This window comes from Nocardia sp. NPDC056564 (assembly GCF_042793755.1).
In the GTDB taxonomy this organism is placed as follows: Bacteria; Actinomycetota; Actinomycetes; order Mycobacteriales; family Mycobacteriaceae; genus Nocardia.
Genome location: NZ_JBHTUR010000009.1, coordinates 1 through 14129 on the forward strand (window position 1 = coordinate 1; position 14129 = coordinate 14129).

The following is a 14129-nucleotide window of genomic DNA, read 5'->3' on the forward strand; positions in this document are numbered from 1 at the left end:
CGGTGGTCGCCGAATCCGGCGCGAGCACGACGGCGGGATCCGCGGCACCGGATGGGAAATGCGCTGCGAGAGTGTCGAATCCGTCGACCGACTCGGCGCGGACGCGGAACTGTTCGATTTGCGTCAATCCGACATCGACGGTGAACAACGCGCTCACGCAGAGGCAGAGCACGCCGACCGCGCAGGCGGCGATCAGCCGTGGCCGCTCGACCACCCGGGTGGCGACCGCCCGCCACCCGCCCTGGGCGCCCGGGTCGCGTTCGTCGGTGGCGGGGACGAAGGGCCAGAACACTTTTCGTCCGCACAGTGCCAGCGCGGCGGGCAATCCGACGAGCACGAAGAGCAAGGCCACCAGCAGTCCGGCGGCGCCGAACGCGCCCAAACTCCTGGTGCTCGGTGTGTCCGCCATGAGCAGGACCAGCAGGGCGGCGACCACCGTGAGATTGCTGGCGAGGATGGCGGGCCCGGCCCGCCGAACGGCATCCCGCAGCGCCGTCCGATCGTCGCCTCGCCGATGGAGTTCGTCCCGATATCGGGAGACCAGCAACAGCGCGTAGTTCGTGCCGGCGCCGAACACCAGCACACTGGTGATGCCCGAGGTCGAGCCGTCGAAGCTGAGGCCGGTGAGATTCGCCAGTCCGGTGCAGACGCTGGTCGCCACCCGATCCGCCGAGCCGATGATCAGCAGTGGGATCAGGAACAACACGGGTGACCGGTAGGTGACGATCAGGAGCAGGGCCACCACCGCCGCGGTCACCGCAAGCAGCGTGACGTTCGCGCCGGAGAACGAATCGGCGATATCGGCGCCGAAGGCCGGGCCGCCGGTGACCTGAACCGTCAGCTCCGCCGGTAGGCCGTCCTTGGCGGCCTGCCTGAGCTGGTCGACCCGCTCGGTCAGCGCGGAACCGCTCAACTCGCCCGGCACCGGCACCTGGCCGATGGCCGCCTTGCGATCCGGAGCGGGCGTGAGTGCTTCGTCGGTTCCGGGCTGGACGCCCAGTGCACGACGGAAGGCGGCCGTGGCCGCGGCCGTATCGGACTCGGTCAAATCGCCGCCGTCGGTCCGCGTCGCAACCACGATCGCCGACCCGGCACCGGCATCGGGGAACTGGCGCAATGCCTGCTGGGCGCGCGCGGACTGGGCGGAGTCGGGGAGCGACTTCGGCGATTGGCCGGCGGAGTCGTTGCTACCGACCGCGCCCAACACCAGCCCGGCCGCCAGCACGAGCAGCGGCAGGACCAGCCAGGATCGGCGCCCGGTCACTGCTGCGGCAAATCTATCCCAGAAACTCACCCGCTCAACTATTTCAGAAACTTAACTGTTAAGCAAATGAGATAAATAGGTCGGAGTGTTGATCACGAAGAGCCGGTGAGGATCTGGGCGTCGGGTGCCGCCGCCACCCGGGCGACGGCGGCCCGGGCGGTCTGTGCGTCGGTCAGTGGCGCGTCGGGTGGGTAGTAGTCGGCGGATCGGCTGCCGGCGAAGTAGTCGCCGACCCAGCCGAGGGCGAGGGTGCGCAGGGTGGTGATGTTCACCGATTCCGGTGTGCCGCACAGCAAGCTGCCGAGGGCGTCGACGCTGGTCCCTTCGGCGTCGGTATGGACGCCGGTGCTGATGCGGATGCCGACATAGGAGCGATGCAGGAGCGACTGGACCGCGCCGGTGCCGCTGCCGAAGGCGTTGCACAGCGACGGCGGGCCGGAGATGGTGAGTATCGGCAGCGACGTACTGTCCAGATCGGCGAGGGCGCGCTCGGTGTTGTCGCCGACGAAGGATTTGACCGGGTCGAGCAGTACCAGCCCCTGCAGGCCGCTCCAGTCGTCGGGATGGTCGGTGCGCAACCGGTGGGCGACGTACTCGACGGCCTCCCCTCCGGCGGAGTGGCCGACGAAGGCATACCGCGCGGGCAGCCGGAGCTCGGTCCTGCCCGCGTGTGCGGCGGCCGCGGCGAAGCTTTGGGCGAGTGCGTTGCCGGGGTTCTGCGCGGTGGCGAAGAGCGTCGCGATCGCGCCGAGGAACCCGGTATTGCCGGTGAGGTTCTGCAATGTGCAACCCGCGACGTCGAGGAATGGCAGGCTCGGCGTGAAGACCAGATAGCCCGCGCCGGCGAAAGCGGTTGCGAGACCGGCGATATTGGCATTGCTGCGGGCGAATCCGTGTTGCAGCCAAATCAGGCCCCTTGGTGTGCCGGTCGGCATATGCCAGTCCACCGGAATCGGCACATTCGTTCCGGCGCAGGGGATAGCGATGGTCTCGTGCGTCGTCGCGGGTTCGGCGCGCGCGCCGGGTCCGGCGGCGAGGGTGAGACAGACGGCGATGGCGGCGACGGCCGGACCTCGGAGGTTCATCATGACTCCAGTGACGCGCACGCTGTTTCTTGATGCGAAATAGCGTTTCCTACTTGACGTCCATTAGCGCTCGAGTTCCGAGGGCTGTCAACCGGTCCGCCGGAACTTCTCCACGGGTATCTACCTCGATCAGCCCGAATTCGCCTGTCCGACTGTTTCTTCTAGCGAAACGGCGTTGCCAAAATCTAGATACCGCGAGTACCGTCGGGGTCCAGGGCGGCCGGGAGTCGCTGCACGCAGTGGACGGAGGGTGTGCCGGTGAGATCGGCGTTGTATGTGCCGGGCAACCGCCCCGAGCTCTTCGACAAGGCGATGTCGAGTCGTGCCGACGTAGTGCTGATCGATCTCGAGGACTCGGTTCCCCCGGCCGCCAAGGACCGGGCCAGGACCGCGGTTGCCGCGTGGCTGAACGAGACTCGCGCGAGCCGGCCTCGGATCTGGGTGCGAGTGAATCCCGGCGCGACCGGCGAGGCCGACCTGGCGGCGGTCGCGGTGGCCGGTGTGTCCGCGATGTGTCTCGCCAAGACCGAGTCCGCCGACCAGGTCCGCGCCGCGGGTGCGGTGCTGCGTGAGTTCGAGCCAGGTCCCGGCGGCATCCGGATCTGCCCGATCCTGGAAAGCGCGTCCGCCGTGCTGGCCGCCCGCGACATCGCCGCCGCGCCCCGCGTGGATCGTTTACAGCTCGGCGAGACGGATCTCAGCGCCGAGATCGGGATCGATCCGGGCCCCGACGAGCGTGAGCTGTGGGCGGCACGCGCGCACGTCGTGCTGGCCAGCGCCGCCGCGGGCATCGCACCGCCGCTCGGCCCGGTCCGCACCGACTTCGCCGACCTCGACGCACTGAAGGTCTCCACGATGGCCTTGGCGCGCATGGGCTTTCGCGGCCGCGCTTGCATTCATCCCGTTCAGGTCGCGGTCGTGAACGACGTTTTCACCCCCGATCCTGGCGACATCGAACGGGCACGGGCGCTGGTGGCCCGGTTCGATGCCGTCGGCGGGGCGGTGCTGGACGACCAGGGCCGGATGGTGGACCTGGCGGTGGTCCGGCGGGCGCGGCGGTTGCTGGCGGATCAATGATCGCGCAGGAGGGTCCCCGCGCCGTCGATTCGGTCGTGGATGCCGTTGTCGCGCAACGCCATCCACCAGGTCGCCGCGTTGATCGCGATGACCGGTTTACCGAGCCAGCGCTCGGCGGCGTCGGCCAGGCCGACCATGGACAGGTTGGTGCCGCACTGCACCAGCGCGTCGATGCGGTCGCTGTCGACCTCGCGCAGCGCGTCGCGCAACTGTGCCTCGGTGACGTGCGCGATGGAAACCGCGGTGGGACAGCGCAGCCCCTTGATCGCGGCCACCTCGAAGCCTAACTCGCCGAAGAACCGCACCACGTTCTCGTCGCCGATCGGTTGATACGGCGTCACGACTCCGATCCGCGTCGCTCCGTTCAGCGTCAGCGCACGGCGGCAGGCTTCGGCCCCGGTGGCTACCGATAGTCCGGTAGCGTCGTGGATCTGCCGCACGAACTTCTGGTTGCCCTCGACGCCGCCCCAGAAGGTCTCGGCGGACATGCCCATCACCATGTAGTCGGGCTCGCAGGTCAGCACGCGGGCGCAGGTCGCGTCCATTTCGGCGCGGATCTGGTCGAGCAGGCGGTCCATGCCCGCGTCGTCACCCATGTTCTGGTCGCGAATGTGGATGCGCCCGAAATGCGTCGTCACTCCGGGCACGCTCATCCGGGCGAAGTCGGGTTCCACCACGGTATTCGTCGACGGGGCGAGTACGCCGAACTTCGCCCTCCAACCCAATACGTCAGGCACAGTTCCTCTTCCGGTTCGTATTCACTCGGTGAACAGGTCGCGCCGCCGCAGCGGCGCGGTGGCGAAGCGGCCGATCACCTTGGGCGTGGTCAGCCAGCGGACGTGCGCCCCGTTGCGGGCGGGCGCGACCGCGCGTTCGGCCAGCCAGGGGGCGACGGTGTCGACCCGGTCGGCGAGAATGTTGAATATCTTGCGCGCCTTGGCCAATTCCGCCGGATCGGCGTAGCCGTGGGTCAGCAGATCGGTGACCACCATGCCCGGACTGAGCAGGCCGACCGAGACGCCGGCCGGGACCTCTTTGGCGAGCGCCTTGGTCAGGTAGGTGAGTGCGCGCTTGCTGGCGCCGTAGACCGAGAGTCCGGCAACCGCCCGGCCGTCGCTGCCGAGGCCCTCCATGTTCCAGACGTGCCCGCCGCCGGCATCCGCCATGCCCGCGATGGCGACGGCGGAGCCGTTGATCGCGCCGATCAGGTTGGTGTCGATCACTTTTCGGGCATCGTCGGCGGACAGCTCCCAGACCGGGGTGCGGAGGTGGGAGATGCCGGCATTGTTGATCCACACATCGATCGGACCGAAACGTGCCGCTGCCGCATCCCAGAGCGCTTGCAGCTCAGCGCGATCGGTGACGTCGGCGGGCAGCAACAGTGCGGTGTCGGGCAGTTCGTCCCGCAGCCGGTCCATCCGCCCGATATCGGTACCGCACAATGCGACTCGATGGCCGCGGTCGAGCAGTGCGCGGGTGATGCCGAGGCCGATGCCGCGGGTGCCGCCGGTCACTACGACGGTGCTGGTGCGCCGCGGTCCGCTCATCGGCGGACCAAGACGCCGTGCAGCACGGCGCTGAGGCGGTTGTGCTCGAACAGTTCGTAGACCACGGCGAGTTCGGTGCCCGCACCCATTCCCGGTGCGGCGTCCACCATGAATTCACGCCCGATGATCCGGCTGCCGTCGGGTAGGTGCAGTACGGGAAAGTTGGCCCGCCCGTAAGCGGTCGCGTTGCCCCAGGCGCCGGGCCCCTCGTGGAAGGAGCGGACGCCGTCGCGGCGCACGGTGGCCTCGTAACGGCGGTCGAGCGCCCCGCTCCAGGTCACGCTGTGCTCGGCGGTCAACAGGCTCAGCGGAGTGACCTCCAGGCTGATCCGCACGGTGCCGCGGCGCTGTTGATCAGCGCCCCACAGTTCGCAGTCGCCCGCATAACAGCACTCGTCCTTGGTGGGGAAAATGAATGATGCTGCCCCGCAGCGTGTTTCGTGATCAACGAGGTCGACGGCCAGATCGGGGTCGCGGGTGTAGACGCCGTTGAACACGCCGACGATGGCAGGTCCCTGGTACAGCACCGAGGAATACACCTGAGTGTCGCCCAGCGTCTGATTCCAGGTGTTCAAGCCGACCTGCCAGCCCGGACCGTAGTAGTGGGCATCGACGAATCCGCCGTAAGGCTGTCCGGCGCCGTAGAAGTCGGGACCGGTGTAGAGCCGATCGTTGTCGGAGTCGACCACCCCGAAGGCGAACGGCGCGCCGAGGGTGAACCGCCCGGCGAGCTCGCCGCCGCCGGTGAGGCTGCCGTCCATGTAGTACGTCGTGGTCCCGTCGGCGAATACCGATGACCGGCGGATGTCCTCGAAACCGCGCCAGACGCCGTCCGCGGCGAACAGCGACGGCCTGCCGACCCATTCGCCGACAATGCGTTGCTGCCACTCGCTCGGCGCTTCGGCGGCGGTCATCCGAGCAACTCCGTCCGTACCCGCTCGGCCTGTTCGTCGCCGAGCAGCCGGGTCACCTGTGCCCACACCGGATCCACCTCCGGGCTGAACAGATTCGACCGGTTGGCGCGGTCGCGGGCGGCGAGATCGCCGTCGACCGCGGGAACTCCCTTGTCTACCAGCGTAAGCCAGTGCTGGACATAGTCGTCGACCGTGGCGCCGAGGGCTCGGAAGGCGGCGTCGGTGGCCCGGCACACGACCATCCACGGCGACATCATCGCCCGCTGCCGGGGACCGACCGCCGCCGCCGACACGCCCTCGATTCGCCAAGCCGCCTCCAGCAGCGGGGTCAGCGGCAGGAACGCGGCATCCAGATAGGCGAGGTGCACGGCGAGCTCGGCGCGCGGGATGAGATCGAGGTGCATGGCGTGGTATTCCGCCGACCGCACCGAGTCCAGGGTGAAGTGCGGGACCGCGGAATCGGACGGCGTGAAGGCGAAGATCATGTGGCTGTCCAAGCCGATCGCGGGGACCACCAGATCGACGGTGACGAGCTTGTCGATCGGTTCGCCGTGCCACACCCGCAGCCTGCCGACCGGTTCCGGCGACATGGTGCTGGTCAACGAAATGTCTTCGACCGAAACGAGTTCCAGGGAAGCGCTCAGCTGTCGCAGGGTGCGCTCGCTGAGCTCGGCGGGCAGGCTCATCACGGTGTTCCTCCAGTACGGGCCTTGTGCACCCAGGCCTGATCGAGTTCGGGGTTGTCCCGGCGGGCCGGGGAGGCGATGACGGTAGCGGTGCGGCGCGGTCCGTCGCCGGTGATGATGTCGTCGTCGCCGAGCCACCAGCCGTCCTTGATCAGCTGAGTTCGCCTGCGCCGGTATGCGATCTGGAGTGCGTCGCTGCGCACGTGCAACTCATCGGCGAGATCGAACGGGAGCAACTCCGGTCGCTGCGCCTCGACCACCGGTTTGTCTTGCAGCAGAATGTCTTTGATCCGCTTGCGGGCGTCGGCGTCGGCCCAGCGACCGGTGAAGAAGTTGCGATAGCCGAGGATCTTGATCAGCGTGCGGTCTTGCGAGAGCGGGATGTTGAAGTCGTAGAGCAGCAGATCGCCGATGGGCAACCGGATATGCAGCTTCACCACGTTGGGCAGATACCAGCCATTGGTCACCGTCACGAATTCGGGGCGCGGCTTGTTCCGGGACAGCAGCCCCCACAGCCCGCTCGGCGGTGGCGGGCTGAGCTGGATGTCGGCCTCCGCGGACCAATCATCTTTGCGCACGGTGAAATTGGGGATCTCGGGTTTGTCCGGATTGCCGAACCTGGTGCCGTGGACGAACGGGGTGTGTGAGGCGTCGACGACGTTCTCGAAGGTCCGTTCGTAGTTGGCCTCGACCTCCATCTCGAACTGCACCATCCGGAAAGCCGGATCGTCGTGCACCGGGATGTCCGGGATGGGTGGGCGTTGGGATTCGGGCAGGTCGCCGAGGAAGGCCCAGACCATGCCGTAGCGCTCCTGGGTGGGGTAGGCGTCGACCCGCGCCTTCTTCGGGATGAGCCGGTCCTCGGAATTCGCCGGGATGCGCACACACGCGCCCTCGGCGTCGTACTGCCAGCCGTGGTACGGACAGGCGATACAGTCTCCGGTGAGGGTGCCCATCGACAGCGCGCCGCCGCGGTGGACACACAGATCCGACAGGCAGACCGCGGTGCCCGCCGTGGTCCGATACAGCACGAAGTCCTGACCCAGGCAGGTCACCTTCGTCGGGGTTCGGCCGACGCGGTCGGCGAATTCCAGCGCGTACCAGAAGTTCTTCAACATTGTTCGGGCTCCGATCGTTGGGGTCGCAGCACACCCGCGGCGGTGAACTCGGCGAGTTCGGCGCCGGCCGCCGCCGAACCACACAGGTGGGTGCGCAGGAACGCCGAAGAGAGTCGCGCGAACGGGGCGAGTGCGTCCGCGTCGTCCGGGCCGTCGAGGAAGGCCCGTGCCGCGGTCGGGTCGACGTCGGCGATGCCGAAATGGTTCGCCTCCGGCACCACCGCGAACAGGTGATCGCCCGGCGGCAAGGCTTCGTCGAACGTCCTGGCCACCGGATCAGGGCGCTGCTCGCCGTCTTCGCCGTACCGGTCGGCGCTGCCCTTGATCACGCCGTCGTTGCTGCCGACCCCGAGCAGCACCGGGCAGTCGACCTGCGCGGGCAGCACGGTGCCGGCGGGCCAGCCGAGCATGGTCGCCACCATCGTGTGCGCGCCCCAGGCGAAAACCGCACGGACCGAAGGAAAGAACCGCGCGGACTGGAGCACGACGGTGCCGCCCGCCGAGTGCCCGCCCAGCGCTACGCGATTCAGGTCGAGCGCGCCGGCCAGCGGGCCGTGTTCGTTCAACTCCGTGACCGCCGCCAGGATCGCGCCGATGGTCGGACAGGTCGGGCGGGTGCCGTAGGCCGCGGGGCGGGCCGAGTCGAGGTCGACGCCGACGGTCAATCCGCGTTGCCCGCCGAACAATTCGGCCACCCGGTCGAACGTGACGACCACGAAGCCGGTGTCGGCGATCGCGGTGACGAACCGGCGATAGGAGTCCTGACCGACGTTCACTCCGGACAGGAACAGCACCACCGGGTACGGTGCGGCCGCCGGATCGGGCGCGAAGACCCCGGAGAGCCGTTCGGTGTCGGAACCGGTGGCGATCGCGGGGTAGTAGACCTTCAGGTGCGCGGTGTCGAAGGGCGCGTCGCCCGCCGTGCGCGTCGACCACCAGAGCGAACGAACGACACTCATGCGACCGGCCTCGGCAGGACGCGGTCGCCGCCCCACAGGGCACGCACCAGACGCCGGGTCACGTCGGGCCCGAACATCCGCTCGCCCATGACATTCGCCGGATCGCGTTCGGCGATGTTGCGCCGGATCGCCAGATCCCGGTCGGCGAGGGCCGCGCGCTGCCCGGCCGGGACGGGTTCGGCCGCGTCGACCCAGCCGAGCCACTGGTCGACCCGGGCGGTGAGCAGTTCGGCGACGGTGGCGCGATTGTCGCGAGTCGCCGGGAAGGAGTAGCAGTACGCGGTGGGGGACAGGCTGGCCCGGATGAACCCGGTGCGGCTGGTGAACCAGGTGAAATCGGGATGGTCTTCCTTGAACGCCAGCCACGGCGGATCGTTCTCGGCGTAGTAGCTGTCGAAGTAGGCTCCGTCGCCGACCAGGTCGCCGCGCGGGATCGCGTCGACGTAGAACCAGCCCTGCGGCCACAGCAGCAACGCTATGCCGAGATGCGGGACGCTGATCCGCGGTCCGAGCCAGGCGGTGAGGTGCAGGTTGACGAAACCCGTTGCGGGATCGCCGATCCAGGAATGCACGAGCCAATCGATATCGGGCCCGGAGTAGGCGGCCAGGCTGCCCGACGGACCGGCCGCCGGATCGCCGTAGCTGTCCAGCTCCTCGGTGGACGGGTCCCTGGTGAGTTCGAAGCGCTCGGCGATCCGGGATTTCAACCCACTCAGCAACTCTCGCCACTCCTGGAAGGTCTCGGTGACGTCGGTCCTGGCGGTCGCGTCGACCATCTGCTCGACATGCTGCACGGTTTCACTCATCGTCGCTCCGGGTTGTGTTGTCACTGAGCTTCTTTCGTCATTTCGTCCAGTGGCCACGCCGGTCGGTCGGCCACCAGGTCGGTGCCTTTGGATACGCTGCGACGCACGGCTTCGGCGGGACGCACGACCGCACGCACGCTCGTCGAGCCGGACGGCACGCCGGTCACGACCGGATGGCTGATCACGCCGGTGAACGGTCCGCTCCATGCGGTCCACAGGGTGAAATCCGGGCTGAGCGCGTAGATCGCGCCGACGAGTTCGCCGGATTCGGCGGTGCCCGCGGCGACCACATTGAGCCGGTTCTCCGCCGCCCGCTCCGCCAGGCCGAGCCGCAGCTCCCACGGCTCGGCGGGCGAGCAGGGGGCCGCGACGACGTCCGCGTCCTGAATCGCGGCCAGGCGGAAGGTTTCCGGGAACAGCGCGTCGTCCCCGACGACGAGGGCCATTCGGCCCCAAGGTAACTCGAAGACGGTCAGGCCGTCACCCGGGACCGTGAACCATGGATGACGTTCGGTCGGATGCAGCTGCGACTGGTAGCCGACCACGCCGTCCGCGTTGACCAGCACGCCACGATGGGTCGCGGCGTCGCGCACGCTGAGCACCGCGTGTGCCGACGTGTCGTGCAGTGCGCGAACGACGTCCGGAATGGGTAGGTTCGCGAGTTCCGGCAGCACGATCAGGTCGATGCCGTCGGCGGCGAGGCCGGCCAGCACCGCGGCGTCGGCGACCGATACCGCGGTCGACAGCGTCGGCGCCCCGGCGGGTGCGCGGCGTTCGCGCGCCGCGCCGGACAACGGACCGTAGAGCTCGGGCCTGCGCGCGGCCAGGATGTCGGTGCCGTCGCGGCGGACCTTGTCGTCGGCCAGGGCGACGTCGATGTCGGCGACCACGATCGCCTCGCCGGTGACCGGCGCGACGGCGACCGGAGTGCCGTCCGGGCCGACGATCTGGCTTTCGCCCGCGCCGTGCAACCGATCCGGCGGCACGCCGAGCCGGGCGGCGATCGCGGGAAGCTGCTCGGCCGGAAGAAGTGGGCCGACCTTGTTGGCTGCCACCACCCATACCCGGTTCTCGGCGGCGCGTACCGGAATGTGCAGGCTCGCCTCGTCGATGGCGAACGAGTTGAGGCTGTTGAGCAGCAATTGCGCCCCGCGCAGCGCCAGCGACCTGGTGACCTCGTTGATCACGCCCTCCATGCAGGCGTACATCCCGATGCGGCCCAATGGCGTTGGGATGACCGGTGATTCGCTGCGACCGGCGTCGAGGTAGTCGTTCTCCGCGCCCATCAGGATCTGTTTGTCGGACTCGCCGAGCAACTCGCCCTCGGGTCCGTACAGCAGGCCGGTACCGGTGGTGCGGCCGTCGGCGCGGGCCAGGGTGACGCCGATCTTCACGTACAGCCGGTGTCGGCGTGCGCGCCGGGCGATCGCGGTGAGGAACCAATCGCCCGCGGTGCAGGCCATTCGGCGCGCGTGTGCGCGGTCGGCGTACCAAGATAGATGGTTACAGAATTCGGGCAGGACAACCAGTTCCGCCGCCGCGGCGGCGGCCTCGTCGATCGCCCGGAGGCAGGCGTCGAGGTTGACCGCGACGTCGGTTCCGGCGGCGAGTTGTGCGGCCGCGACACGGGTCATGAACCAGGACCCTTCCATTCGAAGCTGTGTTTCGTAGAACGAAACGATGTTTCCATCGGTTTCTCGATTCTGTACCCCGGCGAAGGATCTGTCCAGGGGTGGTCCGACATTTCACGCGGCGGTAATTCCCGGAAACATCGCCTTTTTCGCTCGTCTTGACACTGATCGGCGGCGCGGGTTCAATATGGCAATCGTGAAACTGCGTTTCCCTCAGTGGAACGCGAGTGGAGGTTGAGGATGACGAGACATCGCGCATCCCTGGGAAACGCCGACATCGGTCGCCGGTCACGGACTCCATCGGAGCGAATCGACAACCAGGCCAATGGGGCTGGAAACGGCATGCGCGCGTCGGTCGGCGGGGGAGCGGCCGCGCTCTGTGCGATCGCAGCCGGTCCGGTGGGCGGTGGCCAGCTCGTCCTGCTCGGAAAGCCGTTGGGCGGCATGGTGGGCGTGCCGGGCGCGGTGGTCGGCTATATCGTCGTCACCGCCGCCGTGCTCGGTCTGCTCATCGCGGCACTGTGGCTGTGGCGGTGGGGAGCGACAGCCGCGATGGCGAGCGGGTGTGGAGTTCTCGCGGGCGGCGCCATCATTGTCGCGGGTGCGGTCGACGGCGTCGTGGTGTTCACGATCGCGGTCCTGGTGGCCGGTGCGGCCACGGGGCCGTTGCTGGCCGTAGGTCGAGCGCTGGCGTTCGAGCTGGGTCGTACGGGTCTGGTGTGCGCCTGCGCGGCGGCCGTGGTGGGGATGGCCGCCGCCGCGTGGCTGGCCGGTCGCTATTACGCGAACCCCGGCGCAGCGCTGATCATCGCCGGTGCGCTCACCGCCGTCCTTGCGCTGGCAACTGGATCGGTTGCCGTGGCCGGCGCTGCGACCCTCCCGCCCGGACGACACGCGGCCATCGGCGCGAGCGTCCGGTCGGCATTTCCCCTTTATCTCGCCGCCGGACTCGCGATCGGCGGCACCACGCTGCCGGCATTGCATCTGTTGCTGTTCCGCTGGAACGAATTCGGCGCCGAGCAGTGCCGGTGGTTGTCGTTCGCCGCCGCACCGGCGGTCATCGCGGTCATCGTGCCCTGGCATCGAACGGAAGCGGTGCCGATACTGTCGATCCTGGCGGCAGGCGGGACGTTGCTCGTCGCGATCGCCCCGGGGCCGGTGACGGTCACCATCGGCCTCGCGCTGACGCTCTCGCTGGGTTTCCGGGCGGTGGCGGCGCTCGACGAAGGCGTCCGCCGCGTCACGGCACGGGCCGACCGAGGCGCGTCCGCGAGCGTGACCGCCGCGGTCGCGGTGATTTCCGGGTTGGCCGGGCTGGGGTCGGTGGATCTTCTCGGCCGGCTGATCGGAACCGGCTCCGCGCTGACCGTTTCGGCGCTCTGTGTGCTCGTGGTGGTGTGGCTGTCGGTCCGGCGCGGTGCGCGACAGCGGAGGTCCGGAGCAGCCGAAGGGGGCGTGTCATGAGAATTCTCGTCGGGGTGATCGGTGCGGTCGTGGCCGGAGTGCTGAGCGGAGGCTCGGTGGTGTCACCGGGGTTCGCCGACGCGGGCGGGCCTGCCGAGATCCAGGTCAGCACGACTGCGGACCTGACCGAAGGCCAGCGAATCACGGTGAGCGGTCGTGGTTTTCGGCCCGGCCTCGCCGCGGTCGCGGTCGGCATGTGCGAACAGGGTTTCCGCAACGGGCTGACCGATTGCGACCTGGACGGCGGCGCGACCTTCGTCAACATCGGCGGCGACGGAACCTTCGGCCCACTGACGTTGACCGCCCACCACCGATTCCGCGACATCGACTGCACCGAGCGACAGTGCGTGATCGCCGCCGCGCCGTTGCCGGGCACCGAACCGCCGGCGATCATCGCCGCCAATTCCGCCGCGGTATCAGTGGATTTCGCCGGGTCCCGGCTACCGACGGCGACCACGGCGCCCCCCTCGACCGCGGCGGTGGGATCCGGGGCGGACACCGGAGGCCCGTCCACGGTGCTCTGGGCGGTCACCGCGGGCCTGCTCGTGCTCGTCGCCGGTCTCGCGCTCGCCGATCGGCGGCGATTGTGAAATCCATCAGGAGGAAATATGAAGCTCATCGGTACCCGGCCGGGGATCCTCGCCGGCCTGTCGGTCGCCGCGATCGCCATCGTCGGTGGCGCCCCCGCGGCCCTGGCCGCTCCCGCATTACAGGTGAGCCAATCCACCGGAGTCGCTGCGGGACAGGCGATCACGGTGACCCTGGACGGCCTGCCCGCGAACATGCCCGCCGTGGCGGTCGGTCAATGCAAGCCACAGATCACCGGCCCCGGGGACTGCAACCTGCCGGGCTCGATGCTCGGCGCCGCCGACGGGCAGGGCAGGTGGCAACCCAACGGCGACAAACGGTCGATCGCCTTGGTGGCGGCTGTCGGTGGCACCGACTGCACCGCCGCACCCGGCGCGTGCACGATCAGCGTCACCAGTCTGACCAACGCCACCGAGATCATCGCCTCGGTGCCACTGACCTTCGGACCGGCCGCGGAACCCCCGAAACCGGCTGCGGCACAACCTGATGCGGCAGCCGCCGACGACTCGGACGACAATACCGCCGTGCTGGTCGGGGCGAGCGTCGGCGCGGTGGTGATCGTCGCGGCCGCCGTCTTCTTCGTGGCACGGCGCCGCAGCCGGAACAACTGAGGTCGCGGATGGTCCGGGGTGCCCGCCACCCGGGACCGTTCACCCGGCCGCACGGACGGAGCTATCTTCCGATGACCACCGATCACCCCCGCCTCACCCACGTCGTGCTGATGAAGTTCCACGACCGCGCCGACGCGAAACCGGCCGGCGAACTGCTCTCCGCGCTCGATGGCGCAGTGCCGCAGATCCTTTCGCTGACCGTCACCCTCGATGAACTGGACACACCCGTCTCCTATGACCTGTGCATGATCACCACCCATCTATCGGAAGCGGAACTGGCTGCCTACCAGCAGCATCCGGCCCACCGCGAGCTGGCGCAGTGGCTGGTGCCCCGGCTCGCGGCCCGGGCGGTGGTGGACTATTTCGATACGCGGTAGCG

Annotated in this window: 15 protein-coding genes; 5 read left to right on the top strand and 10 right to left on the bottom strand. The window is 68.8% G+C overall.

Annotated features, from left to right (window positions below; genetic code table 11):
* Positions 1-1294 (bottom strand): MMPL family transporter (locus tag ACFQ9K_RS22480; RefSeq protein ID WP_378983526.1); only part of this gene is annotated, 1294 nt, incomplete at its 3' end.
* Between the two features lie 62 nt (positions 1295-1356).
* Positions 1357-2349, bottom strand: coding sequence for an alpha/beta hydrolase (locus ACFQ9K_RS22485; protein WP_378983529.1), 993 nt, complete (start codon positions 2347-2349; stop codon positions 1357-1359).
* A gap of 258 nt (positions 2350-2607) precedes the next feature.
* Here ACFQ9K_RS22485 and ACFQ9K_RS22490 point away from each other — a divergent pair, with 258 nt between their 5' ends.
* Complete coding sequence (locus ACFQ9K_RS22490) at positions 2608-3426, top strand: HpcH/HpaI aldolase/citrate lyase family protein (RefSeq protein WP_378720934.1); 819 nt, start codon at positions 2608-2610, stop codon at positions 3424-3426.
* Here the strand turns inward: ACFQ9K_RS22490 and ACFQ9K_RS22495 are convergent.
* Genes ACFQ9K_RS22495 through ACFQ9K_RS22530 form a run of 8 tightly spaced genes read right to left on the bottom strand, consistent with a single transcriptional unit; the run spans position 3420 to position 11090 of the window.
* Positions 3420-4163, bottom strand: coding sequence for an arylmalonate decarboxylase (locus ACFQ9K_RS22495; protein WP_378720935.1), 744 nt, complete (start codon positions 4161-4163; stop codon positions 3420-3422). The two genes, ACFQ9K_RS22490 and ACFQ9K_RS22495, sit on opposite strands and share 7 nt — an antisense overlap.
* Positions 4164-4184: 21 nt before the next feature.
* Positions 4185-4973: an SDR family oxidoreductase gene (locus ACFQ9K_RS22500; protein WP_378720936.1), complete on the bottom strand. Its 789-nt coding sequence runs from the start codon at positions 4971-4973 to the stop codon at positions 4185-4187.
* A complete protein-coding gene (locus ACFQ9K_RS22505; RefSeq protein WP_378720937.1) occupies positions 4970-5887 on the bottom strand; it encodes a hypothetical protein in 918 nt (305 codons plus the stop codon). Before ACFQ9K_RS22505 ends, ACFQ9K_RS22500 begins: the two co-directional genes overlap by 4 nt.
* On the bottom strand, positions 5884-6573 hold the full coding sequence (locus ACFQ9K_RS22510) for a hypothetical protein (RefSeq protein WP_378720938.1): 690 nt from the start codon (positions 6571-6573) through the stop codon (positions 5884-5886). Before ACFQ9K_RS22510 ends, ACFQ9K_RS22505 begins: the two co-directional genes overlap by 4 nt.
* Positions 6573-7691, bottom strand: coding sequence for a Rieske 2Fe-2S domain-containing protein (locus ACFQ9K_RS22515; RefSeq protein WP_378720939.1), 1119 nt, complete (start codon positions 7689-7691; stop codon positions 6573-6575). The genes ACFQ9K_RS22510 and ACFQ9K_RS22515 overlap by 1 nt, the downstream gene beginning before the upstream one ends.
* Positions 7685-8650: an alpha/beta hydrolase family protein gene (locus ACFQ9K_RS22520; RefSeq protein WP_378720940.1), complete on the bottom strand. Its 966-nt coding sequence runs from the start codon at positions 8648-8650 to the stop codon at positions 7685-7687. Before ACFQ9K_RS22520 ends, ACFQ9K_RS22515 begins: the two co-directional genes overlap by 7 nt.
* On the bottom strand, positions 8647-9456 hold the full coding sequence (locus tag ACFQ9K_RS22525) for an oxidoreductase (RefSeq protein ID WP_378720941.1): 810 nt from the start codon (positions 9454-9456) through the stop codon (positions 8647-8649). The genes ACFQ9K_RS22520 and ACFQ9K_RS22525 overlap by 4 nt, the downstream gene beginning before the upstream one ends.
* A 20-nt stretch (positions 9457-9476) precedes the next feature.
* A complete protein-coding gene (locus ACFQ9K_RS22530; protein ID WP_378720942.1) occupies positions 9477-11090 on the bottom strand; it encodes a nitrilase-related carbon-nitrogen hydrolase in 1614 nt (537 codons plus the stop codon).
* A gap of 339 nt (positions 11091-11429) precedes the next feature.
* Between ACFQ9K_RS22530 and ACFQ9K_RS22535 the strand changes: the two genes are divergently transcribed.
* The 4 genes from ACFQ9K_RS22535 (at position 11430) to ACFQ9K_RS22550 (ending at position 14127) form a co-directional block, all read left to right on the top strand.
* Positions 11430-12551: a hypothetical protein gene (locus ACFQ9K_RS22535; RefSeq protein WP_378720943.1), complete on the top strand. Its 1122-nt coding sequence runs from the start codon at positions 11430-11432 to the stop codon at positions 12549-12551.
* Positions 12548-13141: a neocarzinostatin apoprotein domain-containing protein gene (locus ACFQ9K_RS22540; protein ID WP_378720944.1), complete on the top strand. Its 594-nt coding sequence runs from the start codon at positions 12548-12550 to the stop codon at positions 13139-13141. The genes ACFQ9K_RS22535 and ACFQ9K_RS22540 overlap by 4 nt, the downstream gene beginning before the upstream one ends.
* Positions 13142-13159: 18 nt before the next feature.
* Positions 13160-13750, top strand: coding sequence for a neocarzinostatin apoprotein domain-containing protein (locus ACFQ9K_RS22545; protein ID WP_378720945.1), 591 nt, complete (start codon positions 13160-13162; stop codon positions 13748-13750).
* Positions 13751-13821: 71 nt separating this feature from the next.
* Entirely contained in the window at positions 13822-14127 is a 306-nt protein-coding gene (locus tag ACFQ9K_RS22550) for a Dabb family protein (RefSeq protein WP_378720946.1), read from the top strand.
* The last annotated feature ends 2 nt before the right edge of the window (positions 14128-14129 follow it).

Bases quoted from the DNA above. Each gene is read 5' to 3' on its own strand.
- ACFQ9K_RS22505 (WP_378720937.1), bottom strand. From the start codon at position 5,887: ATGACCGCCGCCGAAGCGCCGAGCGAGTGGCAGCAACGCATTGTCGGC.
- ACFQ9K_RS22545 (WP_378720945.1), top strand. From the start codon at position 13,160: ATGAAGCTCATCGGTACCCGGCCGGGGATCCTCGCCGGCCTGTCGGTC.
- ACFQ9K_RS22550 (WP_378720946.1), top strand. From the start codon at position 13,822: ATGACCACCGATCACCCCCGCCTCACCCACGTCGTGCTGATGAAGTTC.
- ACFQ9K_RS22485 (WP_378983529.1), bottom strand. From the start codon at position 2,349: ATGAACCTCCGAGGTCCGGCCGTCGCCGCCATCGCCGTCTGTCTCACC.
- ACFQ9K_RS22500 (WP_378720936.1), bottom strand. From the start codon at position 4,973: ATGAGCGGACCGCGGCGCACCAGCACCGTCGTAGTGACCGGCGGCACC.
- ACFQ9K_RS22535 (WP_378720943.1), top strand. From the start codon at position 11,430: ATGCGCGCGTCGGTCGGCGGGGGAGCGGCCGCGCTCTGTGCGATCGCA.
- ACFQ9K_RS22520 (WP_378720940.1), bottom strand. From the start codon at position 8,650: ATGAGTGTCGTTCGTTCGCTCTGGTGGTCGACGCGCACGGCGGGCGAC.
- ACFQ9K_RS22515 (WP_378720939.1), bottom strand. From the start codon at position 7,691: ATGTTGAAGAACTTCTGGTACGCGCTGGAATTCGCCGACCGCGTCGGC.
- ACFQ9K_RS22540 (WP_378720944.1), top strand. From the start codon at position 12,548: ATGAGAATTCTCGTCGGGGTGATCGGTGCGGTCGTGGCCGGAGTGCTG.
- ACFQ9K_RS22510 (WP_378720938.1), bottom strand. From the start codon at position 6,573: ATGAGCCTGCCCGCCGAGCTCAGCGAGCGCACCCTGCGACAGCTGAGC.
- ACFQ9K_RS22525 (WP_378720941.1), bottom strand. From the start codon at position 9,456: ATGAGTGAAACCGTGCAGCATGTCGAGCAGATGGTCGACGCGACCGCC.
- ACFQ9K_RS22530 (WP_378720942.1), bottom strand. From the start codon at position 11,090: ATGACCCGTGTCGCGGCCGCACAACTCGCCGCCGGAACCGACGTCGCG.